The organism is Mycolicibacterium sediminis (assembly GCF_010731735.1).
GTDB lineage: Bacteria > Actinomycetota > Actinomycetes > Mycobacteriales > Mycobacteriaceae > Mycobacterium > Mycobacterium sediminis.
The window spans coordinates 6,020,707-6,042,554 of sequence record NZ_AP022588.1 but is presented as its reverse complement, the minus strand read 5'-3'; the positions used below and the strand labels follow the sequence as shown (position 1 = coordinate 6,042,554).

Sequence of the window (21,848 nt, the reverse complement as noted above, 5' to 3'; positions counted from 1 at the left end):
AAAACCGCCACGCGGGTCGGGCCATTCCCGCGCTCCCCGCTGGCCTCGGGCTACGCGGGCTGCAGTCGGACCACGCCGTGCCCTGGGGTGAGCGCATGGGTCATCGCGACGTCGTGCGGTTCGCCTGGCAAGGCGTCCACCAACTCCTCGTCGCGGACCACCGCTATCAATCTGGCGGCGGGATCGGCGAGTGGCAGCGAGCGGTCGTAGTAGCCGGCACCCCGCCCCAGGCGGATTCCCGCACGGTCGACGGCCAGAGCGGGAACCACGATCACCGTTGCGGACCCGATCGCCCCGGCGTCCAGCGTCGGCGGTGGGGGTTCGAGCAGCCCGAATCGCGCCTCGACGAGCCCTCCGGGCCGGTACTCACCCCACCCGAGCGGTTGCGGGACGCCGTCGTGCTCCCGCGCCACGGGGAGCAGGACCCGGGTGCCGGCGCGGAGCAGACCGTCGAGCATGTCGACCGAGCCCGGCTCGGAACCGACGGGCACGTAGGCGCACGCGACGTCACCGGCGGTTGTGGTGTCGCGCAGGAAACGCGCGAGCGCCGCTGCCTCGACCCGACGGCGGTCGGCGGGCACGGCCCGTCGGCTACGGAGGATCGCCGTGCGGAGATCCGCTTTGGTCGATCCGTCGGCAGTGGCGTCCACCCCGTCAGTGTCCACCCGTCCTCCGTCGGTCGTGCGCGTCGGTGCGCCGCGCGGACCTGGGGACTCGGGGGGTGGACGGCCATGCAGGACGTTATGGTGTGTGCGATGACGACACAGGCTCAGGTGCCGATTCCGCGCACCGCAGTCGTTCCCGCGGCGGGAATGGGGACGCGATTTCTCCCTGCCACGAAGACCGTGCCCAAGGAGCTCCTGCCGGTCGTCGACACGCCCGGCATCGAGCTGGTCGCCGCGGAGGCCGCGGAGGCCGGCGGGCAGCGGTTGATCATCGTCACCTCCGAGGGCAAGGACGGGGTCGTCGCGCACTTCGTCCAGGACCTCATCCTCGAGGGCAAGCTGGAGGCGCGCGGCAAGCACGTGATGCTGGAGAAGGTCCGCCGCGCACCGGGATTGCTGAAGGTCGAGTCGGTCGTCCAGTCGGAGCCGCTCGGCCTCGGTCACGCCGTGGGGTGCGTCGAGGACAAGCTGGACGACGACGAGGACGCCATCGCGGTGTTGCTTCCCGACGACCTGGTGCTGCCGACCGGTGTGCTCGAGACCATGTCGAAGGTCCGCGCCAAGCGCGGCGGGTCGGTGTTGTGTGCGATCGAGGTGAAGCCCGAAGAGGTGAGCGCCTACGGCGTCTTCGACGTCGAGGTCGTCCCCGACGCCGCGAACCCCAACGTGCTCAAGGTCCTCGGCATGGTCGAGAAGCCCAAGGCAGAGGACGCGCCGTCGCTGTACGCCGCGGCAGGCCGGTACGTCCTGGACCGCAAGATCTTCGATGCCCTGCGACGCGTGAAGAAGGGCGTCGGCGGGGAGATCCAGCTGACCGACGCGATCGCGCTGCTGATCGAAGAGGGCCATCCCGTCCACGTGGTGGTGCACCGGGGATCTCGACACGACTTGGGAAATCCCGGCGGCTACCTCAAGGCTGCGGTTGACTTTGCGTTGGAACGCGACGACTACGGGCCGGAACTGCGGCGCTGGTTGGTCGAGCGATTGGGCCTGAGCGAGCGCTGACCACGGCGGAGCGCACGGCGGGCCTCGAGACAGAAAGGCGCACTTTGCGTTCGGTGGAGGAGCAGCAGGCCAGGGTGGCCGCTGCTGCGGTCGCGCCCAGACCGGTGAGAGTGGCCATCGCCGAGGCGCAGGGTTTGATGTGCGCCGAGGAGGTCGTCACCGAACGGCCGTTACCAGGCTTCGACCAGGCGGCGATCGACGGCTACGCCGTGCGCAGCGTGGACGTGCTCGGTGCCGAACCGATCGGCGACGCAGGTGACGAGCGCGGTTCGGGATCCGTTCAGGAGATCAGCCTCCCGGTGATGGGCGTGATCGAGGCGGGTGCGCGGACCCCCAGCAGGCTGCAGCCCCGTCAGGCGGCGCGCGTCCAGACGGGTGCGCCGATGCCGACGCTCGCCGACGCGGTGCTGCCCCTGCGCTGGACCGACGGCGGCGACTCGCGCGTCCGGGTGCTACGAAGCGTGCGGTCCGGCGCCTACGTGCGCCGTACCGGCGACGACGTGCAACCCGGCGACGTGGCGGTGCGATCGGGGACCATCATCGGGGCGGCCCAGGTGGGTCTGCTGGCGGCGGTGGGCCGGGAACGGGTGCTGGTGCACCCGCGGCCGCGGCTGTCGGTGATGTGCGTCGGCGGCGAGCTCGTCGACATCTCGCGGACCCCCGGTAACGGGCAGGTCTACGACGTCAACTCCTACGCGCTGGCGGCCGCGGGGCGCGACGCGGGCGCGGAGGTCAACCGGGTCGGCATCGTCGACACCGAGTCGAAGACTCTGCGCGACGTCGTCGAAGGGCAGATCAACCGTGCCGAGGTCGTGGTGATCGCGGGCGGCGTCGGTGGCGTGGCGGCCGAGAGCGTGCGGGCGGTGCTGGCAGACATGGGCGACGTGGAGGTCGCGCGGATCGCCATGCACCCCGGGTCGGTGCAGGGCTTCGGGCAACTCGGCCGAGACGGCGTGCCGGTGTTCCTGCTGCCGGCGAACCCCGTCAGCGCGCTGGTCGTGTTCGAGGTCATGGTGCGTCCGCTGATCCGGATGTCGCTCGGCAAGCGGCAGCCGCTGCGCCGGGTGGTCCAGGCGCGCACGCTGTCGCCGATCACCTCGGTCGCCGGACGCAAGGGCTACCTGCGCGGTCAGCTGATGCGCGACAACGACACCGGCGAGTACCTGGTGCAGGCGCTCGGCGGAGCCCCCGGCTCGTCGTCGCACCTGCTGGCCACGCTCGCGGAGGCCAACTGCCTGGTGATCATCCCCAGCGAGGCCGAAGAGGTCCGCACCGGAGAGGTCGTCGAGGTGGCCTTCCTGGCGCAGCGCGGCTGATCGACCCGGCACGTCGACATGTTCCGTTCGAACGCGATGCACCCCGGCTGGCCCCAGCCGGTCGGTCCGATCCGGGTGCCCGCGGGCCTGGTGCGCCTGCGGCCCATCCGGCTGCGCGACGGCGGGGTGTGGAGTCGGATCCGGCTGGCCGACCGCGACCACCTCGAGCCCTGGGAGCCCGTCGCCGAGGTGAATTGGGAACTGCGCCACGCGGTCTCGTCGTGGCCGTCGATCTGCTCGGGGCTCCGCTCGGAGGCGCGCAAGGGTCGCATGCTGCCCTACGCGATCGAACTCGACGGGCAGTTCTGCGGCCAGTTGACGCTCGGCAACGTCACGCATGGAGCACTGCGGTCGGCGTGGATCGGCTACTGGGTGGCCCGCGAGTTCACCGGCGGTGGAGTGGCGACGGCGGCTCTGGCGATGGGCCTGGACCACGGCTTCCAGGCGGTGATGCTGCACCGCATCGAGGCCACGGTGCGCCCGGAGAACGCGCCGAGTCGCCGGGTGCTGGCGAAGGCGGGCTTTCGGGAGGAGGGGCTGCTGAAGCGCTACCTCGAGGTCGACGGAGCCTGGCGGGATCATCTGCTGGTCGCGTTGACGGTCGAGGAGATCGAGACCTCCGCGACGTCGGCGCTGGTGCGATCTGGACGGGCGAACTGGGCATGAGCTTGTTGCAGTTGTGACATCTGTGACGAATGTGCTTGGTGAAAGCGAATTACAGGTGTGTAATTGCTTTCGGCGCGTCACCCCTCGATGCGCTGGTCAGCAGACCTAGCCTGTAGGGGAAAGGAGCCGGCGTCATGCCAAGCATCCCCCAATCCCTCCTGTGGATCTCCCTCGTCGTGCTGTGGTTGTTCGTGCTCGTGCCGATGCTGATCAGCAAGCGAGACGCGGTGCGCCGCACCAGCGACGTCGCCCTGGCGACGCGCGTGCTGAACACCGGCCGCGGCGCGCGACTGCGGCGGCGAGGTCCCGCGGCGGGCCACTACAGCGATCCCGACTGGCGGCCGAGCGCCGACGATCTGGACGACGACTTCGACGGTGACGACTCGGCCACCGCGCCGCGCAAGGCCGTCGTGCTCGCCGCGGCGACCGTTTCCGAGGAGCCCGACTACCTCGACGTGGACGTCGTCGAGATGGACAGCGGCGCACTGCCGGTCGGCAGCCTGACCGAGCCCCGCCCGGCGGACCCGCAGCTGCCGCTCGAGTTCGACCCCGCCGCGGAAGCCGGGCCCGAGACCCAGGCGATCCGCACCTTCGCCGACGCCGACTTCGGCGACGAGCCCGCGGCCGCGGCGCCGGACGAGGCGGCATCGGACGCCGTCGCCCCCGACGAGGCGGCTCCGGAGGAGACGGTCGAGGAGACCCCGATCGCGGAGACCGACGACGACGTCGACGACGGCACCGACCACGACTACGAGTACGTCGACGACTCGTCGGGCATGGAAGCACCGTCGGAGAACGACGTGAAGCTGGCGGACTCGATGTCGCAGGCGCGGCGTCACCGCTACGAGACGAAGACCTCACTTGCCGTGCGGGAGCGCAAGATCGCCTTCCGCAAGCGGATGCTGGTCGCCATGGGCGTGGCCCTGCTGGTCTCCGCCATCGCCGCGTTCGCGCTGGCGCCGAGCCTGTGGTGGGCGTGCGGCGCGATCGGCGTCGTGACCGTCCTCTACCTCGGCTACCTGCGCCGCCAGACGCGCATCGAGGAGCAGCTCCGGCGGCGACGCGCGAAGCGGGTGGCGCGGTCACGGCTCGGGGTGGAGAACACCGACGACCCCCAGTACGACGTCGTCCCGTCGCGGCTGAAGCGCCCCGGGGCAGTGGTGCTGGACATCGACGACGAGGACCCGATCTTCGAACATCTCGACTACGCGTCGCTGGCCGGCACCTACGACCTGCCGCGGGCTTCGGGCCAGTAGCGCGGCCGTTTTCTCGTCGGGCGCGGTGACTGATAACCTGAACCGGCACTAGGGGCTATGGCGCAGTTGGTAGCGCGACTCGTTCGCATCGAGTAGGTCGGGAGTTCGATTCTCCCTAGCTCCACCACAGTTCGACGGCATCGCGCCGGGGCGCGTCAACGAACGATGACGGCGTGCGGCGCAGTAGTGCCCTTCTCGCCGAGCGGGAACATTCACCTCGCACGGCTCAGCACGTGATTCGTCACCGATCCCGACCGTTCGCGGTGGGTCGCCCTTTGCCTGCCGGCACACGCGACCATCGGCGTCTCGGCGATGCTGACTCCGTACGCGCAGTTCACCGGGCTGGACACACCTCGATGCGCGGGTAAAATCCGGCAATGGTCGATCGCCGGGTGCGTAGCCCGCATACCAACGATGCGCGTCGCTTCTTCGGTCTCGCCGCGACTGCGTCAATCGTCGCTGCGATCCCGCTCGCCATCCTGGGCGGCGCTCCAATGGCATCCGCCGACGACTGTCCCGACGCCGAGGTCATCTTCGCGCGGGGTACCGACGAGCCCGACGGCATGGGGGTGGTCGGCGATGCACTCGTCGGCTCACTGCGCCAGCAGGCCGGCTCGCTGAACATCAGGACCTACCCGGTGGACTACTCGGCGGGCAAGCTGCAGCTGGACGGTCGCGGCGGTGCCAAGGACGTCGTGTCGCGGGTGGAGTCCACGGCGTCCGCCTGTCCCGACACCAAGATCGTTCTGGGCGGTTACTCGCAGGGCGCTACCGTGATCGACCTCGTGGCCGGGGTGCCCGTCGGCGGTGTCCCGCTGGGGTTGGGTAAATCCCTGGCCGCGGAGTACGCAGACAACGTTGCGGCAGTGGTCACGTTCGGCAACGTGATCGGCCGCGGCGGCGACTCGGTGGCGACGCGCAGTGCTTTGCTCGGCTCGAAGGCGATGGACTTCTGCAACCCCGGCGACCCGATCTGTCACGCCGGTCCCGGCAACTCGTGGAGCGGACACACCGACGGTTACGTTCCCGGGTACACCGACCAGGCAGCGGCGTTCGTCGCGGCCAAGCTCCTCACCGGGTACGAGGACGCCTATCCCGGCTACGGCCCTGCGCTGCCGGGCTATGGACTCCAGCCGGGCTACGGGTATGGGCCGCAGACGGAGCACGGCATGCCGCCCGGCCCGCAGCCGGTGGTCGACCCGTCGGCTCAGCGCAGCGAGCACATGCCGCCCGGATACGTCTCGGACACTCAGGCGTCGGACTCGCACGGTTCCGGGTCCAGCCCCTGGGTGTCGAGCCTGCCCTCCACGTCCCCCGAAGCGGGCGTGCACTGACGTCTGAGAACGGTGGGATCGCTGTCTCCCCGTCGTTGCATGCCCCAAGACGCACGTGTTCAGCGGCTCGACAACCGCTAGATTGGGCCAGAACTGATCGGGCTCGCGGCTGAAAGGGTGGCAATGCTTCTCGGAGGATTGGTGGCCAAGGCTGCCGGCACGGTCGTGACGGGAGTCGTGGGAGTCGCCGCCTACGAGGCGCTGCGCAAGGCATACGCGAAGGCTCCGGTCCGCGAGGCCGCCGTGTCGACCACCGCACTCGCGCTCAGGGGAGTGCGCAAGGCCGAGGAGGGCGCCGAGTCCGCGCGACTCAGCGTCGCCGACGTCGTCGCCGAGGCCCGCGAACGCATTGGCGAAGAGGTGGCGCCGCCCGTCGTCGGAGAAGCCCCACACGACCACGACCACTGACGACGTGCAGGATCTGACAGTCCTGTCCGACGCTGCTGGCCGAATCCGGGTTCGGGTGCCCTGGCTCCGGTCAGCGACGATCCGTGCCGTAGCCATCGAGAACGCAGTCGATCAGGTGGCGGGCGTCCGCACCGTGCACGCCTACCCGCGAACCGGATCGGTGGTCGTCTGGTACGCCCCGCGAGGGTGCGACACGTCGGCACTCCTGGACGCCATCGATGGCTCGCGACACGTCGTCCCAACCGGGACCGCGCTCACGCCGCGATCGGCGGACATCCGCAACGCCGACGTCCTGCGCATCGTCGTCGGCGGAACCGCGCTCGCGCTGCTGGGCGTCCGGCGCTACGGGCTCCGGCGGCCGCCGCTCCTCGGGACCACCTCGCGACTGTTCGCGACCGGAGCGACGATCGTCACCGGCTATCCCTTCCTGCGCGGAGCCCTCCGCTCGCTGCGCGGCGGCAAGTCCGCGGGCACCGATCTCCTGGTGTCGGCTGCGACCATCGCCAGCCTGGTGCTGCGCGAGAACGTCGTCGCGTTGACGGTGCTGTGGCTGCTCAACATCGGCGAGTACCTCCAGGATCTGACACTGCGTCGTACCCGACGTGCGATAGCCAACCTGCTGCAGGGCAATCAGGACACCGCGTGGACACAGCTGCCCGACGGCACCGAGGTGCAGGTGTCGCTGGACGACGTCGGCGTGGGCGACCGGGTGATCGTGCACGAACAGGTGGCGATTCCCGTGGACGGCACCGTCACCGACGGAGAGGCCATCGTCGACCAGTCGGCGATAACCGGCGAGACCCTGCCGGTCACCGTCGTCGCCGGGGCGTGGGTGCACGCCGGCTCGGTCGTCGTCCGCGGCCGCCTGGTGGTCGAGGCGGCCGCCGTGGGCCGCGACACCGCGATCGGGCGAATCATCACCAGGGTCGAGGAGGCTCAGCACCACCGGGCGCCGATCCAGACGGTGGGTGAGAACTTCTCCCGGCGCTTCGTCCCGCTGTCGTTCCTCGTGTCGGCGCTGACGCTGGTGGTCACCGGTGACGTACGTCGGGCGATGACCATGCTGCTGGTCGCCTGCCCGTGTGCGGTCGGCCTGTCGACGCCGACGGCGATCAGCGCCGCCATCGGCAACGGCGCCCGTCGCGGCATCCTTATCAAGGGCGGCGCACACCTCGAGGAGGCGGGCCGCCTCGACGCGGTCGTCTTCGACAAGACCGGGACGCTGACGCGCGGCCGTCCGGTGGTGACCAACGTCGTCAGCTTCCACGACGACTGGCCGCCCGAGCGGGTGCTCGCCTATGCGGCGTCCTCGGAGATCCACTCGCGACATCCGTTGGCAGAAGCGGTGATTCGGTCCACCGAGGAGCGGCACATCACGATTCCGCCGCACGAGGAGTGCGAGGTGCTCGTCGGTCTCGGGATGCGCACGCGGGCAGACGGGCAGACCCTCCTGCTGGGCAGCCCGGCGCTCCTGGCTCAGGAGAGCGTGCACGTATACGACGACGCCGCGCGATGGGTGGTCAAGTTGCGCGCAGAGGCCGAGACCCCGCTGCTGCTGGCGGTCGACGGCGAGTTGGTGGGGCTGATCAGCCTGCGCGACGAGATCCGCCCGGAGGCGCTTCCGGTGCTGGAGGCGCTGCGGAAGAACGGCGTTCGCCGCATCGTCATGTTGACCGGCGACCATCCGCAGACCGCGCGCGCCGTCGCGGAGGCGCTGGGCATCACCGAGTGGCGCGCTGAGGTGCTGCCGGAGGAGAAGCTCGAAGTGGTCCACGCGCTGCGCGAGGCGGGCTACGTCGTCGCGATGGTCGGTGACGGGATCAACGACGCCCCGGCGCTGGCCGCGGCCGACATCGGCATCGCCATGGGGTTGGGCGGCACCGATGTCGCAGTGGAGACCGCCGACGTCGCACTGGCCGGCGACGACCTACGCCGACTGCTCGACGTCCGTGCGCTCGGCGGGCGGGCGGTCGAGGTCATCCAACAGAACTACGCCATGGCGATCGCGGTCAACGCCTTCGGCCTGCTGCTCGGCGCGGGCGGTGCGCTGTCCCCGGTGCTCGCCGCCATCCTTCACAACGCGTCCTCGGTGGCCGTGGTCACAAACAGTTCTCGCCTGATCCGCCACGAACTGGAGTACCGGCCCGCCGAGCACCGCTGAGCCCACGCTCGTCGACGCTCCGTCTGGTTCACCCGGGGTGCACTATGCCCCAGGTTGACGCATATGCTGCTTCCAAGACCTATTTGATCCGCATCTGCGGATCTTGCGAACGGGAGGGGTCGATGCTGTCGTCCATTCGGATCCGGGACGCCGCGTCCCTGCTCGGCGTCAGCGACGACACGGTGCGCCGCTGGATCGACTCCGGTGCCCTCGCCGCGGAGAAGGACGAGTCCGGCCGGAAGGTCATCAGGGGCGACGTGCTGGCCGAGTTCGCCAGGTCGCACGCCGAACCGCCGCACGATCCGCTGGGCATCGCCAGCTCGGCCCGCAACCGGTTCGTCGGACTCGTCACCAAGGTGACCGCCGACGGCGTGATGGCCGAGGTGCAGATGCAGTGCGGTCCGTTCACGGTCGTCTCGCTGATGAGTAGCTCGTCCGCCGCGGAGCTGGGTCTCGAACCCGGCAAGCTCGCCGTCGCCGTCGTCAAGGCGACCACCGTCATCGTCGAAACCCCTGGGGGAAGCTCGTGAATCGCACGGCCCGCATCGCGCTCGCAGTGATCGGCGCCGCAGCCCTGGTCGCCGGGTGCTCGGGTTCGGGGTCGGATTCCGCGTCCTCGTCGACGACGAGTTCGTCCGATGTGACCGGCGACCTCACCGTCTTCGCCGCCGCCTCGCTGAAGTCGACCTTCACCACGCTCGGCGAGCAGTTCGAGTCCGCGCACCCGGGAACCACCGTCACCTTCAACTTCGCGGGATCCTCGGACCTGGTCACCCAGCTGACGCAGGGAGCGCCCGCCGACGTCTTCGCGTCGGCCGACGAAAAGAACATGACGAAGGCCGTCGACGCCGGTCTGCTCCCCGGTGACCCGGTGAACTTCGCCACGAACACGTTGACCATCGTGACGCCCCCCGGCAACCCCAAGGGCGTCGCCTCATTCGCCGATCTGGCGAAACCTGGTGTATCCGTGGTGGTGTGCGCGCCCCAGGTGCCGTGCGGGTCCGCCACGAAGAAGGTCGAGGACGCGACCGGCGTGACGTTGACGCCGGTGAGCGAGGAGTCCGCGGTGACCGACGTGCTCGGCAAGATCACTTCCGGGCAGGCGGACGCCGGGCTCGTGTACGTCACCGACGCCAAGGGCGCAGGCGACGAGGTCACCGCAGTCGAGTTCCCGGAGTCGAGCGACGCCGTGAACACCTACCCCATCACGGTGCTGACGAGCGCCCAGAACGCCGCGGCTGCAGGCGCGTTCGTCGACCTCGTCACCGGCGCCGACGGCCAGAGGGTGCTGGCCGACGCCGGCTTCTCCGGCCCGTGAGGCGTGGCCCCAAGCCGGGTGGCTTGACCGCAGTCGGTCTCCCCGCCTGGATGTACCTGCCCGCGGCGGTCGGGGCGCTGCTCGTCGTCGTTCCGCTGGTCGCGATCCTGCTCAAGATCGACTGGGCGGACTTCATCCCGTTGATCACCTCGGAGTCGTCCCGAGCGGCGCTGCTGCTGAGCCTGAAGACCGCGTCGGCGAGCACCGTGGTGTGCATCCTGCTGGGCGTGCCGATGGCAGTCGTATTGGCGCGGGCGAGCTTTCGCGGGCAGTCGGTTCTGCGGGCCCTGGTGTTGCTGCCGCTCGTCCTGCCGCCGGTGGTGGGCGGCATCGCGCTGCTCTACACGTTCGGCCGCATGGGGCTACTCGGTCAGCATCTGGAGACGCTCGGCGTCCGCATCGCGTTCACGACCACCGCCGTGGTGCTGGCACAGTCGTTCGTGTCACTGCCGTTCCTGGTGGTCAGCCTCGAGGGCGCGTTGCGCTCGGCGGGCGGGCGGTACGAGGACATCGCCGCGACCCTGGGTGCGCGGCCGACGACGGTGCTGCGAACCGTCACGCTGCCGCTCGTCCTCCCGGGTCTGATGTCAGGTGCCGTACTGGCGTTCGCGCGATCGCTCGGCGAGTTCGGTGCGACGCTCACCTTCGCGGGCTCGCTGCAGGGCGTAACCAGGACACTGCCCCTGGAGATCTACCTGCAGCGCGAGACCGATCCCGATGCAGCCGTGGCACTCTCGCTGCTGCTGATCGTCGTGGCCGCGCTCATCGTCGTCGCGTCGGCGTCACGGCGATTGGCGGGTCCGGCGTGAGTGCCCTTCGGTTGAACGCCCGCTTGGCGCAGCGGGACGCCGACTTCGACGTCACGCTCGATGACGGGGAGGTGCTAGCCGTCCTCGGACCCAATGGGGCGGGTAAGTCCACGCTGCTGGCGCTGATCGCCGGGCTGCTGCGCCCCGACGAGGGGACGGTCGCGATCGGTGACACCGTCGTCACCGACACCCGCTCGGGGATCTTCGTCCCGCCACACGCGCGCGGCGTCGCGATGCTCGCTCAGCAGGCGCTGCTGTTCCCGCACATGACGGTTTCGCGGAACGTCGCCTATGCGCCACGCAGCAAGGGGCAGGGGAGGTCTCGCGCCGCCGCGGCGGCTCAGCGGTGGCTGCGTGCCGTGGATGCCGAACACCTCGCCGATCGCAGGCCATCGCAACTCTCGGGCGGTCAGGCGCAGCGGGTCGCCGTCGCCCGTGCTCTGGCGGCGGAACCACGGATCCTGCTGCTCGACGAACCGATGTCCGCCCTCGACGTGACCGCCGCGCCGTCGCTTCGGCGACTGCTGCGCGAGGTCCTCCGGGACGACCGACGCACCGCGGTCATGGTGACCCACGACCTGCTCGACGCGCTGGCGATCGCCACGAAGGTGATCGTCGTCGAGAACGGCAGGGTGGTCGAAGCAGGGCCCGTGCGCGACGTCCTCACCTCGCCCCGCAGCGCGTTCGCGGCGCGGCTGGCCGGGGTCAACCTGATCTCGGGCACCATGGCGGAGCCGGGCGTGCTCCACACGCTTTGGGGCGCCGCCATCTTCGGATCCGGTGAGCTGCCTCCGGGCTCGCCGGCCGTCGCGCTGTTCACCCCGGGGGCGGTGTCGGTGCACCTCGACCGGCCGCACGCGAGTCCACGCAACGTGCTCGAGGTGACGATCGCCGAGATGGACGTCCACGGAAACACCGTCCGCATCCGCGGTGCCGATCAACCGGATGGGGCCCCCGGCCTCAGCGCGGACGTGACGGCTGCCGCCGTCGCCGACCTCGATCTCGTGCCCGGGCTGACGGTGTACTTCGCCGTGAAGGCCCACGAGGTGGGCCTGCATCCCTCCCCGGCCGGGTAGTCACCGTCCGAGCAGGGCCGGCAGGGTCAGGGTGAACCGGGCGCCCGGTCGGTACGCCTCGCACACCAGGTCACCGCCGTGCGCCCGTGCGAGCGCCCGTGCGATCGACAGTCCCAGGCCCGCGCCGCCGCGATCCCGCGACCGCGCGTCGTCGAGCCGCACCAGTCGGTCGAAGATCCGCTCGCACTGGTCCTCGGGGACGCCGTTGCCGGTGTCGGTGACCGTCAGCCGTGCCGTCGAACCCGTTCGGCGGACGTCGAAGACGACCGAGCCACCGGCCGGGGTGTGCCGTCGCGCGTTGTCGGCGAGATTCGCAAGGATCTGGGCGATCCGGATCGCGTCGACGTCGACGCTCACCGCCGGGTCGCCGGTCAGGGTGACGGTGAGCGACGGGGCGAGGAGCGCGGTGCGCTGACGTTCGGCGTCGGCGAGCGCGACGAGGTCGCACCGACGGACGTCCATGTGCAGGCCCGCGTCGATCCGCCCGAGGTCCAACATGTCCGAGACGAGGCGGCCTGCCCTGCGGGCCTCGGTCAGTACCAGGTCGGCGCGGTGACGCTGGGCGTCGGCGTCGGGATCGTCGACGTGCTGGATGGCCGACGCGGCGATCTGCTCCGCGCCGGCCTGGATGCCCGCGATGGGGGTGCGGAGTTCGTGCGCGGCATCGGCCAGGAACCGTCGGGTGGACGCATCGGCCTGCTCCGCGACGTCCGCGGCGTGCCGGGCGCGGCGCTCGGAGTCCTCGAGAGCGTCGAGCATGGTGTCGAAAGCCGCTGCGGCGCGGCCCAACTCGGTATGCGGACGGTCGGGTCGGATCCTTCTGCCCCGGTTGCCGGACGTGATGGACTCGGCGACCGCGCTGAGACGGTCCAGTGGGCGCATCGCCGTCCGCACCAGCAGGGCGAGTCCAGCGGCGGCGACGAGCAGCACGCCGATCGAGGACGCCACCACGATGACCCGCAGCTGGCTCAGCAGCGCCGTCGTCGCGGTGGTGTCTGCGACCAGGAGCAGGCGCCCACCGTCGGGCAGCCGGTGGTCGATGCTCGTGGCGGTGGCGTCGGGGGGAGTGGGCGGACGCGGTGGACGGGGTCCCGTCGGCCCGCCGGGCGCCTGGTCCGGCGGCCCCGGCGGCGGACCCGGTGGGCGTGGCGGGCGCGGTCCCTCGGGCAGATCGGTCGGGACGGCGGGATCGCCGTAAGTCGTTCCGCCGGGGGTGATCAGTCGCGCCCGTATCTCGCCGCCTCCGATCTCCGCGAGGAGTCGGGCCGGTGACGCGCCTTCGAGCACGAGGCCGTCGGCACGCGACACGGTGGTCTGCAGCCGGTCGTTGAGATCCCGACGGGCCTGCGCGCCGACCACCAGGTCGATGGTGACGCCCAGCAGGATCAGCAGGATCGTCAGCAGACCGAGGGTGACGACGACGACGCGCAGGCGCAGCGACGGCGTGGAGGTCGCAGGCGACTCGGTCACGGCGTAGCCGCCTGGAGCCGGTAGCCGATGCCCCGCACGGTGTGCACGATCCGCGGCCCGTGCGCCTCGAGCTTGCGGCGCAGGCTGCTGATGTGGACGTGGACGAGGTTGTCGTCGTAGGCGGAGTAGCCCCAGACCGTCGTGAGGATCTGCGCCGCGCTGACGATCCGGCCGCGCTGATCGACGAGGAACTCGAGCACCTTGAGTTCGGTCGCGGTCAGCGACAGCGGCGTACCCGCCCGGGTCGCGACACCTGCGGTCCGGTCGAGGAGCAGGTCCCCGATCTGGACGGTGGCCGCGACACTGCCGCGCCGCCGCAGGACCGCTCCGACGCGGGACAGCAGCTCCGACATCTCGAACGGCTTGACCACGTAGTCGTCGGCGCCGCCGTCGAGCCCGCGCAGGCGGTCGGGCAGCCCGTCGCGGGCCGTGAGCATGACGATGCCGACGTCCCCCCAGTCGCGCACCACGTCGATCAGTTCGAATCCGCTGCGGCCCGGGATCATCACGTCGAGCACCACGGCGTCGGGTCGGAACCCGTCGAGCAGCGTCTCCAGACCGTGGCCGTCGACGGCGCCGGTCGCCGCGTGACCCGCATGCTGAAGCGCCTCGACCACCATCTCGCGGATGGCGTCCGAGTCCTCGACGACGAGCACGCGCGAGGCGCCGCCCTGTCCGCCGCTGGAAGATGACATGGCTTCATTGTGGTCGTAGCCACCTGAACCCCACCTGAAGATGTCGCCGACACCCGTCGTCTTCAGGTTGGCTTCACCAAGCCCTCATAGCGTCGCCTACGTCGAACACGACCAGCAGTCACCGACCGATGAGGAGTCACGATGAGCAATGACGAACGGAATCAACACGATCCGGACGAATCCCTGAACCACCCGACCGAGCCGATCGCCGGTGAGCGGTACGACGGTCGGCCCGACGAGCCCGTCACCTACGAGGGCGAGCGGCCGGCCGCCCACGACGATCGCCCGGTGGCGGTCGAGGAGAAGCGCGACCGGTGGACGGCCGGCCGGGAGAAGGTCCGGAGCCATCCCGTCGGCACCGCCGTCGGCGCCGCGGTGATCGGCCTGTTCGTCGGTCTGCTCGGTGGGGTGGCGGTGAACTCGCATCCGGTGATGTCGTTCAGCGTCGGCACCGCGGCCAACACGGAGGCCGCACCGGGATGGCCGGGTGGTCCCGGTGGCCCCGGTGGCCCCGGTGGTCCCGGTGGGCCAGGTCATCGGCAGGGCCCGGCGGACGGGCCGATGGCGCCGCCGCCCCCCGGTCGCGATGGTGGTCCTCGAGGTGGTCAGGACGGACCGCCGCCGCCTCCTCCGCCAGGACAGGGTCCGGATGCCGGGCGTGGACCGGGTGGACCGGGTGGACCCGGCGGGCCGCCGCCGCCTCCGGGGCAGGGCCCCGACGGTCAGGGCCCCGGCGGTCAGGGCCCCGGCGGTGGATCGCGTGCCGATCAGCCGCGTGGCCAGGCTCCCGGACCCGCCCAGGAGCGGGGACCGGACCGCGACGCTCCGCGCCCGCCGGCGGACGGCCCGCAAGTACCCGCCGGGCCGCAGGACGGCCAGCGTGGCGAGCAGCCCCAGCAGCCGCCGCTGCCCGCGGAACGCCCCGCGTCACCCAGCGCGTGACCGCGTCGGTGCGCCGCCACATCCGGCGGTGCACCGGCCGGCGTCAGTCCGCGCGGAAGGCGAGCACCGCGACGTCGTCGTCGGGCTCCAGCTTGGGGATCATGGTGGCGAGGTCGCCGATGAGGTCGTGCGCGCTGCGGCCCGCATGTTCGAGTGCGAAGTCGGCCAGGCCCTCCTGGTCGAAGGGGTCGTCGCCACGACGGGCCTCGATGATGCCGTCGGTGTAGAACAGCAGCGTCTGTCCCGGGTGCAGGTGGACGTCGCACGAGTCGAACCGCGCGTTGGGCGTGGCACCGATCAGCATGCCGCCCTTCGACCGGATCGGGGCGACGGTGCCCGCCACGGGGTCGAGCAGCAGCGCCGGGGGATGGCCACCGGTGGCGATCGTGACGTCGAAGCCGTTCCCCGGACCGCACGGCGTGAGGGTGCCGAACAGCACCGTGCAGAAGCGTCGTGGGTCGGAGTCCCGCAGCAGAATCAGGTTGAGTTCGGTCAGCACGTCGATCGGGTCGGCATGGTGCAGCGCCGCGGATCGCAGCGAGTACCGGATCAGCGACGTGACCGACGCGGCGCCGGTGCCGTGCCCCTCGACGTCGCCGACGAAGAACGCCCACCGGCCATCGCCGAGGCCGAAGACGTCGTAGAAGTCGCCGCCGACCTGACGCGGTGATGCCGGGTGGTAGTGCGCCGACAGTTCCAGGTCGTCGACGACCGGCAGCGACGGTGGGAGCAGCGTCCGCTGCAGCACGGTCGCCCACTCCTCGGTCGCGTCGCGCTCCTGTTCGGCCAGGTCGCGGTCGCGGCGGGCCTCGTTGCGGTCCTCGCGGGCGTTGACCAGGTCGACCTGCGCGTCGTGGCGGGCGTACTCCGCGGCGTCTCGCAGCCGGCGTTCGGTGTGCAGCGCGTCCAGCGAGGACAGCCGGAGTTCGAGCTGCTCCATGACGACCGCCGCGAAGTCCTCGAGGACGCCGGCCTGGTCGTCGGACGACGTTCTGGGGCGGTGGTCCATCACGGCCACGGCGCCCAGGCGGTACCCGTCGAAGTTGACGATCGGCGCGCAGCGGTAGAAGGCGATGTCGTGGTCCTCGACGAACGTGCCGACGGTCGGCGACCCCGCACGAACGTCGTCCACGACGTAGGGACCGTCGTCGATGACGGCCGAGGCGCAGAGACCGTCGGCGTGCGCGACGTAGGCGAGCTGCGTGTCGATCCCGTGCAGTGCGGCGAACCAGATTCGGTCCCGATCGACGATCGAGACCATGGCCATGGGGGCATCGAAGAACCGGGCCGCCAGCGCGGCGATCCGTTCGAACACCCGATCCGGCGGGGTGTCGACGATGCGGTAGCGCTCGACGGCCTTGATCCGGGCGGCTTCGTACTTCCCGCCGGTGGTCATGTGATCGGAAATGTGCGACGCGTTTTCTCTTAGAAGGGCAGGTGGGTACCTGTGTGCGACGACCTCGCCATGGTAGCCGTTCGGCCTGCACGGCGAGGGCTACGGCTGATCGCACGTCACCAACTCGTGAGGGGGCTCGGCTCTGGGTGCGGCCCTCAGAAGTGGTACGCCCCGGACCTTCGGCGTCCTAGGCTTGGCGGCGTGGACGTGCGGGTCAGGAACAACATCACGATCGTCGGTGCCGAGAACGGCCCGACGGTCATGCTGGCGCACGGCTTCGGCTGTGACCAGAACCTGTGGCGTCCCGTCGTCGACCGGCTGCGATCCGACTTCCGGATCCTGCTGTTCGACCACGTCGGCGCCGGCGCGTCGGATCCGCGGGCGTGGGACGCCGACAAGTATTCGTCGCTCGACGGCTACGCCTCCGACGTCGTCGACATCCTGCGGGACCTCGACTTGCGCGACGTCGTCTACGTCGGACACTCGGTGGCGTCGATGATCGGTGCGCTGGCGGCCATCGCCGAACCGACCCGCATCGCCAAGCTCGTCATGGTGACCCCGTCACCCCGCTACATCGACGACGTCGACTACCGCGGCGGCTTCTCGAGGGCGGACATCGACGAACTGCTCGAGTCGATGGAACTCAACTACCTGGGCTGGTCTCACACCATGTCCGGCGTCATCATGGGCAACCCCGATCGCCCGGAACTCGGGGAGCGGCTCGAGCGGGCGTTCTGCAGTACGGATCCGGACCGGGCCCGCGTCTTCGCGCGTACCACGTTCCTGTCCGACAATCGGGACGACCTGGCCCGAATCCCGGTGCCCACGTTGATCGTCGAGTGCACTCGGGACGTCATCGCGCCACGGGAGGTGGGCGCGTACGTCCACCGGCAGGTGCCCGGCAGTCGACTCGTCACGCTGGATGCGATCGGGCACTGCCCGCACATGAGTGCGCCGGACCAGACTGCACGGGCGATCTCCGACTTCGCCCGCCCGACGTGACCGACGCCGACGTCCGGGGCGGCATCGAGGACCACTGGGACAACGCGCCGTGCGGTCACGTGATCGCCCGACCGGACGGGACGATCGTCCTCGTCAACGCGACCATGGCGCGCTGGCTCGGTTACGGGCGCGACGCCCTCCGCGGCAGGTCGATCCTCGATCTGCTCACCGCCGGCGGGCGGATCCACTACGAGACCCACTTCGGTCCGCTGCTCCTCGTCAACGGCGAATTGAACGGCGTCACGGTCGATCTGGTGGCCGCCGACGGCGCCAGGCTGCCGATGTTCCTGACGGGCAACGTGCGGACGGGCGACGGCGACGGGCCCGACCTCATCCGCATCACCGCGGTGGACGCCTCCGACCGCCGCGCCTACGAACGCGAACTGCTCCATCAGCGCCGACGGATCGAGGCCGAGCACGGCCAGGTCATGGCGTTCGCCGAGACGCTCCGCAAAGCGCTTCTCCCACCCGTCCTTTCGCCACCGGATGGGCTGGAGGCCGCCGGCTACTACTACGCCGCGTCCGCCGAGGAGGTCGGAGGCGACTTCTACGACCTGTTCCCGCTGTCGGAGTCGACGTGGGGGTTCTTCCTGGGCGACGTCGCCGGCAAGGGCGTTGACGCCGCCGTCGTCACGGGCCTGATCCGCTACGTCCTCAGGTCGGCCGCCGTCTCGGAGGGCGAGCCCGTCCGGGTGCTGCACAACCTGAACGAGGTACTCGGCCAGGAACTCGGACTCGGCAGCCACCGTTTGTGCACGCTGGTGTACGGCAACCTGATTCGCCGGGGCGCCGGTTTCGACGTCGACCTGGCCGGCGGCGGACATCCGCCGCCGCTCGTGCTCGCGGCGAACGGGCACACCCGCTACGTCGACACCACGGGCGGCTACGCGGTGGGCATCACGTCCACGCCGCGATTCGTCTCGACCCGTTTCCACCTCGGCGCGGGCGACACCCTGATGCTCTACACCGACGGGTTGACCGAGGCGAGCACCGGCCGTGGCCGCGAACGCTTCGACGACGAGGGCGCGCTGATGCTCTTCGCCCGCGAACATGCGCCCGCCACCCCGGACGGCATCGTCCGGGCCGTGCACCGGCTGCTCGACGAGTTGGGCGCGGGCGTGCAGGACGATGCGGCGGTGCTGGCGTTCGGCGTGCCCGCACGCGTGCGTCTGCACGCCTGACCGTCTAGCCGATCAGCCAGCGGCACACGACGGGGTTCTGGTTGCACGCGGCGTTGATGTCGGGCAGAGCCCCGGAACACGGCATGCCGTTCTCGTGCACGCAGCCCGGAGCCATCGGCGGGCACGGTGTCCCGTCGGGTCGGACGCAGGCCTGCACGGGCTCCGCGTAGGCCGGTGTCGCAGTGGTGAACGACATGGCCAGGGCAACGGCGCCCGCCCCGTACAGAATTCGGTTGAGTCTCATCGATTGCTGCCTCTCTCGGCGACCATCTGGTCGCCGCCCCTCCGTGGCACCCACCGTGCCCCCCGCTCAGCAAAGTCTGCCGGGCTGTTCGGAGAGGTTAACCGGAGGCAGTGACATGCGGCGGGGAATGACCGAGGTGGGCAGCCCCGGCGGTGCGGAGGTCAGCCGGCGACGAGCCGCAGCGGCAGTCGTTCATGCCGTCGGATGACGTTGTTCATGGCCCAGGTGGGCCGGCCGGTGACCTCGATGCGATCGACTCGGTGCAGGAGCGCGCGCAGCATCGCCGTCGTCTCCAGTCGGGCCAGGCCCTGCCCGGCGCACGCGTGGGCACCGTTGCCGAACCCGAGGTGACGGCCCGCGTCACGACGGATGTCGAAGGTGTCGGGATCGTCCCACTCGAGTTCGTCGCGGTTCGCCGAGGCGTAGAGGACCAGCACGCGGGAACCGGCGGGCAACGTGGTGCCCGCGATCTCGACGTCGCGTGCGACCTTGCGGCCGAAGCCCCGCAACGGCGACTCGTAGCGGATCACCTCGTTGATGGCGTTGGGGATGAGTGTGTCGTCGTCCCTGAGCATCTGCCACTGATCGGGGTGAGTGCCGAACAGGTACAGCGCATTCGAGATGGCGCTGATCGTGGTGTCGAGCGACGGCGCGATGTAGTCCACCATCAGGGCGGGCAGCTCGCCGTGTGACAGCGTGCCCGCGTCCGCGGCGCACAGCAGTTCGTGCGCCATGCTGCCGTCGAGCACCGTCCGGTCTCGAATGACGCGGCGCGCGAACCGCAGCATCCGGACCGTCCCGGGCATCGCCTTGACCGCCTGGCCGTTCAGCGGTCCGAGCACGTCGAACGTGGCTCCACCCCAGTCGATGAGGTGTTCTCGTCCGTCCCGGGGCCACCCGACGAGGTCGGGCACGATGGCCGACGGCAGCGCGGTGGCGAGGTCGGCGACACCGTCCACGACTCCGCGTCGCACCGCCGCGTCGACGATCGCCGCGGCCTGCTCGTCGACCGTCTCGCTGATCGAGCGCAGCGCGCGAGGCAGCAACCGGTGCGCGAGGAGTTTGCGACGCGCACTGTGTTCGGCGCCGTCGCTGGCGAGCGTCGTGCCGCGGGAGAGCCGGTTGCTGATCGGATTCAGGGCGACGCCGCCGGTCGAGGTGAACGACTCGTCGTCGCGCAGGGTCGCCTTGCACTCGGCATACCGCGGCAGGGCGTAGACCCGGTGTCGCGGCAGCCACACGACGGGACCCATACCCCGCAGACGCGCGTAGTGCGGGTACGGGTCGAGGATGGCGTCCGGGGCGTAGACGTCGGTCGGGTCGGCGGGAATGACGCTGCTGGACAGCTTCATCGGATACTCCTGGAGGTCGAGGGGGCGCGCAGGTGGTCGAGGTCGTCGCACACCGCGGCCACGTCGCGTCCGGCGCGGAGCACCGTCCGGTCCGGCCGGACGAGCGCGGCACGGGCCCGCCCCCGTCGGAGCCACTCGGCGAGTTCGGTTCCCGGGTCGTCGACGTGGACCAGGGCGTCCCTGCGAGTGACGCGCTCGAGTTGGCTCGCCGTGAGTGATTCGGTGGTGATGACCGCGAAACCGGTGCCCAGGAGGTCGTCGAGACGGGCGCCGCCGTCGACGACGGGGTTGGGGCACAGTCGGCCGGCCAGACCGGCCGCGGCCCGACGTCGCCGGACCAGGGTGGACCGGTGCAGCGCAGGCGTCGTGGAGTCGAGCACCTTCGCGCCGAGTCCGGGCAGCAGGTGCAGTCGCGGGACCAGGACGCGCCGCGCCAGATCGCCGACCGTGCCGCCGGACGTCATCGCCTGGCCTACGTTGCGGGCGAGACGGATCATGCTGCGGGCGTGCGGCTTCCGCTCCTTCTCGTAAGTATCGAGAATCGAGGGCGGCAGCTCCGTCGTCAGCACTCCGGCGAGCTTCCAGGCCAGGTTCATGGCATCGCGGAGCCCGGCCCCGAGGCCCTGTCCGATGAACGGCGGGGTCAGGTGGGCCGCGTCGCCGAGGAGGAACACGCCGCCGCTGCGCCAGCGATCGGCGAGTTGCGCACGAAACGTGTAATCGGTGACCCGGAGGACGTGGAGATCGCCGTCGGCGACCTGCCCGGTCCACGGTGCGATGAGCGGGCGCAGCGCCGAGATCGAGTCGAAGTCCGACGCCGATTCGCCCGGCAGCAGGCGGAATTCCCAGCGGTACCGGTTCGCTCCGATGCGCATGTAGGTGCCCGCGCGGTGGGGGTCGCACAGCTGGTGCACGCCCTCCCACTGCCCGAGGTCGGCATCCGACGCGACGTCGACGACGAGCCAGCGCTGCTCGAAGTGCAACGCGCGCATGGTGGATCCGATGTCGCGGCGGACGGTGCTGTTGGCACCGTCGCACCCCAGGACGTAGTCGGCGGTGAGCGAGATGGCGCTGCCGTCGACGCGGTCGACCGCCGTGACACGGATCGCTCCGCCGGCGCCGGCGACGACGCCGGTCACCTCGACGTCGCCGCGCAGGCGCACCTCGGGGTGGTGGGCGAGATTGGCACGCAGCAGCGCCTCGAACTCCGGTTGGTCGAACATGTTGGCCCGCGGGAAGCCGTTGTCGCTCAGCGACGGATCGCGTCGGAACTCGGCCAGCACGTCGAACTTGCCGTCGATCAGGCGCAGGCCGAGAGCGGGCCGCGAGATGGCTGCGAAGCGGTCTGCGAGACCGAGGCGGGCGACGATGCGCACCACCTCGTCGTCCATGTGTACGGCGCGGGGCTGACGGTAGACGCCGGGCCACTTGTCGAGGACCAGGGTCTCGATGCCGTACTGGGCGAGCAGTGTCGCGACGGTGATGCCGGTCGGACCGGCGCCGACCACGACGACCGGCACGTGCCCGTCGTCCACGAGGTCCGACATGACGG

At 70.7% G+C, this 21,848-nt stretch carries 21 protein-coding genes and 1 tRNA gene; 15 read left to right on the top strand and 7 right to left on the bottom strand.

Features of this window, described 5'->3' with window-relative positions:
• Nucleotides 1–50: 50 nt before the first annotated feature.
• Nucleotides 51–665, bottom strand: a complete 615-nt coding sequence (locus G6N64_RS28785) for a 5-formyltetrahydrofolate cyclo-ligase (protein WP_246230844.1) — start codon at nucleotides 663–665, stop codon at nucleotides 51–53.
• Between the two features lie 90 nt (nucleotides 666–755).
• On the opposite strand from G6N64_RS28785, the gene G6N64_RS28780 reads away from it, so the two are divergent.
• The 12 genes from G6N64_RS28780 to G6N64_RS28725 all read left to right on the top strand — a co-directional run bounded on the left by G6N64_RS28780 (nucleotide 756) and on the right by G6N64_RS28725 (nucleotide 12,014).
• Nucleotides 756–1,670 carry a UTP--glucose-1-phosphate uridylyltransferase gene (locus tag G6N64_RS28780; RefSeq protein ID WP_163801156.1) on the top strand — a complete coding sequence of 305 codons (915 nt, stop codon included), beginning with the start codon at nucleotides 756–758 and terminating at the stop codon, nucleotides 1,668–1,670.
• A gap of 44 nt (nucleotides 1,671–1,714) precedes the next feature.
• The gene (gene glp, locus G6N64_RS28775) at nucleotides 1,715–2,986 is read left to right on the top strand and encodes a molybdotransferase-like divisome protein Glp (protein ID WP_163801155.1); all 1,272 of its coding nucleotides are present in this window, start codon (nucleotides 1,715–1,717) and stop codon (nucleotides 2,984–2,986) included.
• A gap of 18 nt (nucleotides 2,987–3,004) precedes the next feature.
• Nucleotides 3,005–3,652, top strand: coding sequence for a GNAT family N-acetyltransferase (locus G6N64_RS28770; protein ID WP_197748310.1), 648 nt, complete (start codon nucleotides 3,005–3,007; stop codon nucleotides 3,650–3,652).
• Between the two features lie 134 nt (nucleotides 3,653–3,786).
• Nucleotides 3,787–4,908: a divisome protein SepX/GlpR gene (gene sepX / locus G6N64_RS28765; RefSeq protein ID WP_163801154.1), complete on the top strand. Its 1,122-nt coding sequence runs from the start codon at nucleotides 3,787–3,789 to the stop codon at nucleotides 4,906–4,908.
• A gap of 51 nt (nucleotides 4,909–4,959) precedes the next feature.
• A tRNA-Ala gene (locus tag G6N64_RS28760) sits at nucleotides 4,960–5,035 on the top strand.
• A 250-nt stretch (nucleotides 5,036–5,285) separates the two neighbouring features.
• Nucleotides 5,286–6,242 carry a cutinase family protein gene (locus tag G6N64_RS28755; RefSeq protein ID WP_163801153.1) on the top strand — a complete coding sequence of 319 codons (957 nt, stop codon included), beginning with the start codon at nucleotides 5,286–5,288 and terminating at the stop codon, nucleotides 6,240–6,242.
• Between the two features lie 123 nt (nucleotides 6,243–6,365).
• Entirely contained in the window at nucleotides 6,366–6,650 is a 285-nt protein-coding gene (locus G6N64_RS28750) for a DUF1490 family protein (RefSeq protein ID WP_163801152.1), read from the top strand.
• Between the two features lie 4 nt (nucleotides 6,651–6,654).
• Nucleotides 6,655–8,811 (top strand): heavy metal translocating P-type ATPase, encoded by a 2,157-nt coding sequence (locus G6N64_RS28745; RefSeq protein ID WP_163801151.1) that lies wholly within the window; start codon nucleotides 6,655–6,657, stop codon nucleotides 8,809–8,811.
• 125 nt (nucleotides 8,812–8,936) lie between these two features.
• On the top strand, nucleotides 8,937–9,341 hold the full coding sequence (locus G6N64_RS28740; RefSeq protein WP_163802191.1) for a TOBE domain-containing protein: 405 nt from the start codon (nucleotides 8,937–8,939) through the stop codon (nucleotides 9,339–9,341).
• Complete coding sequence (gene modA / locus G6N64_RS28735) at nucleotides 9,338–10,129, top strand: molybdate ABC transporter substrate-binding protein (RefSeq protein ID WP_163801150.1); 792 nt, start codon at nucleotides 9,338–9,340, stop codon at nucleotides 10,127–10,129. Before G6N64_RS28740 ends, modA begins: the two co-directional genes overlap by 4 nt.
• A 50-nt stretch (nucleotides 10,130–10,179) precedes the next feature.
• Nucleotides 10,180–10,938: an ABC transporter permease gene (locus G6N64_RS28730; protein ID WP_163802190.1), complete on the top strand. Its 759-nt coding sequence runs from the start codon at nucleotides 10,180–10,182 to the stop codon at nucleotides 10,936–10,938.
• Nucleotides 10,935–12,014 (top strand): sulfate/molybdate ABC transporter ATP-binding protein, encoded by a 1,080-nt coding sequence (locus G6N64_RS28725; protein ID WP_163801149.1) that lies wholly within the window; start codon nucleotides 10,935–10,937, stop codon nucleotides 12,012–12,014. The genes G6N64_RS28730 and G6N64_RS28725 overlap by 4 nt, the downstream gene beginning before the upstream one ends.
• Here G6N64_RS28725 and G6N64_RS28720 read toward each other — a convergent pair whose 3' ends face one another.
• Together G6N64_RS28720 and G6N64_RS28715 are read right to left on the bottom strand one after the other, a co-directional pair.
• On the bottom strand, nucleotides 12,015–13,484 hold the full coding sequence (locus G6N64_RS28720) for a sensor histidine kinase (RefSeq protein ID WP_163801148.1): 1,470 nt from the start codon (nucleotides 13,482–13,484) through the stop codon (nucleotides 12,015–12,017).
• Nucleotides 13,481–14,179 (bottom strand): response regulator transcription factor, encoded by a 699-nt coding sequence (locus G6N64_RS28715; protein WP_163801147.1) that lies wholly within the window; start codon nucleotides 14,177–14,179, stop codon nucleotides 13,481–13,483. Before G6N64_RS28715 ends, G6N64_RS28720 begins: the two co-directional genes overlap by 4 nt.
• Nucleotides 14,180–14,320: 141 nt before the next feature.
• On the opposite strand from G6N64_RS28715, the gene G6N64_RS28710 reads away from it, so the two are divergent.
• Nucleotides 14,321–15,121, top strand: a complete 801-nt coding sequence (locus tag G6N64_RS28710; protein WP_163795003.1) for a hypothetical protein — start codon at nucleotides 14,321–14,323, stop codon at nucleotides 15,119–15,121.
• A 43-nt stretch (nucleotides 15,122–15,164) separates the two neighbouring features.
• Here the strand turns inward: G6N64_RS28710 and G6N64_RS28705 are convergent, their stop codons facing one another.
• On the bottom strand, nucleotides 15,165–16,517 hold the full coding sequence (locus G6N64_RS28705) for a PP2C family protein-serine/threonine phosphatase (protein WP_163801146.1): 1,353 nt from the start codon (nucleotides 16,515–16,517) through the stop codon (nucleotides 15,165–15,167).
• A gap of 201 nt (nucleotides 16,518–16,718) precedes the next feature.
• Between G6N64_RS28705 and G6N64_RS28700 the strand changes: the two genes are divergently transcribed.
• Both G6N64_RS28700 and G6N64_RS28695 read left to right on the top strand, forming a co-directional pair.
• Nucleotides 16,719–17,519, top strand: coding sequence for an alpha/beta fold hydrolase (locus tag G6N64_RS28700; protein ID WP_163801145.1), 801 nt, complete (start codon nucleotides 16,719–16,721; stop codon nucleotides 17,517–17,519).
• Entirely contained in the window at nucleotides 17,516–18,700 is a 1,185-nt protein-coding gene (locus tag G6N64_RS28695; protein ID WP_163801144.1) for a PP2C family protein-serine/threonine phosphatase, read from the top strand. Before G6N64_RS28700 ends, G6N64_RS28695 begins: the two co-directional genes overlap by 4 nt.
• Nucleotides 18,701–18,704: 4 nt before the next feature.
• On the opposite strand, the gene G6N64_RS28690 is transcribed toward G6N64_RS28695, so the two are convergent.
• From G6N64_RS28690 to mhpA, 3 genes are all read right to left on the bottom strand, one after another.
• Nucleotides 18,705–18,944: a hypothetical protein gene (locus tag G6N64_RS28690; RefSeq protein ID WP_163801143.1), complete on the bottom strand. Its 240-nt coding sequence runs from the start codon at nucleotides 18,942–18,944 to the stop codon at nucleotides 18,705–18,707.
• Nucleotides 18,945–19,105: 161 nt separating this feature from the next.
• Nucleotides 19,106–20,296 carry a cytochrome P450 gene (locus G6N64_RS28685; protein WP_163801142.1) on the bottom strand — a complete coding sequence of 397 codons (1,191 nt, stop codon included), beginning with the start codon at nucleotides 20,294–20,296 and terminating at the stop codon, nucleotides 19,106–19,108.
• Nucleotides 20,293–21,843: a bifunctional 3-(3-hydroxy-phenyl)propionate/3-hydroxycinnamic acid hydroxylase MhpA gene (gene mhpA, locus G6N64_RS28680; RefSeq protein WP_163801141.1), complete on the bottom strand. Its 1,551-nt coding sequence runs from the start codon at nucleotides 21,841–21,843 to the stop codon at nucleotides 20,293–20,295. The genes G6N64_RS28685 and mhpA overlap by 4 nt, the downstream gene beginning before the upstream one ends.
• Nucleotides 21,844–21,848: the final 5 nt, after the last annotated feature.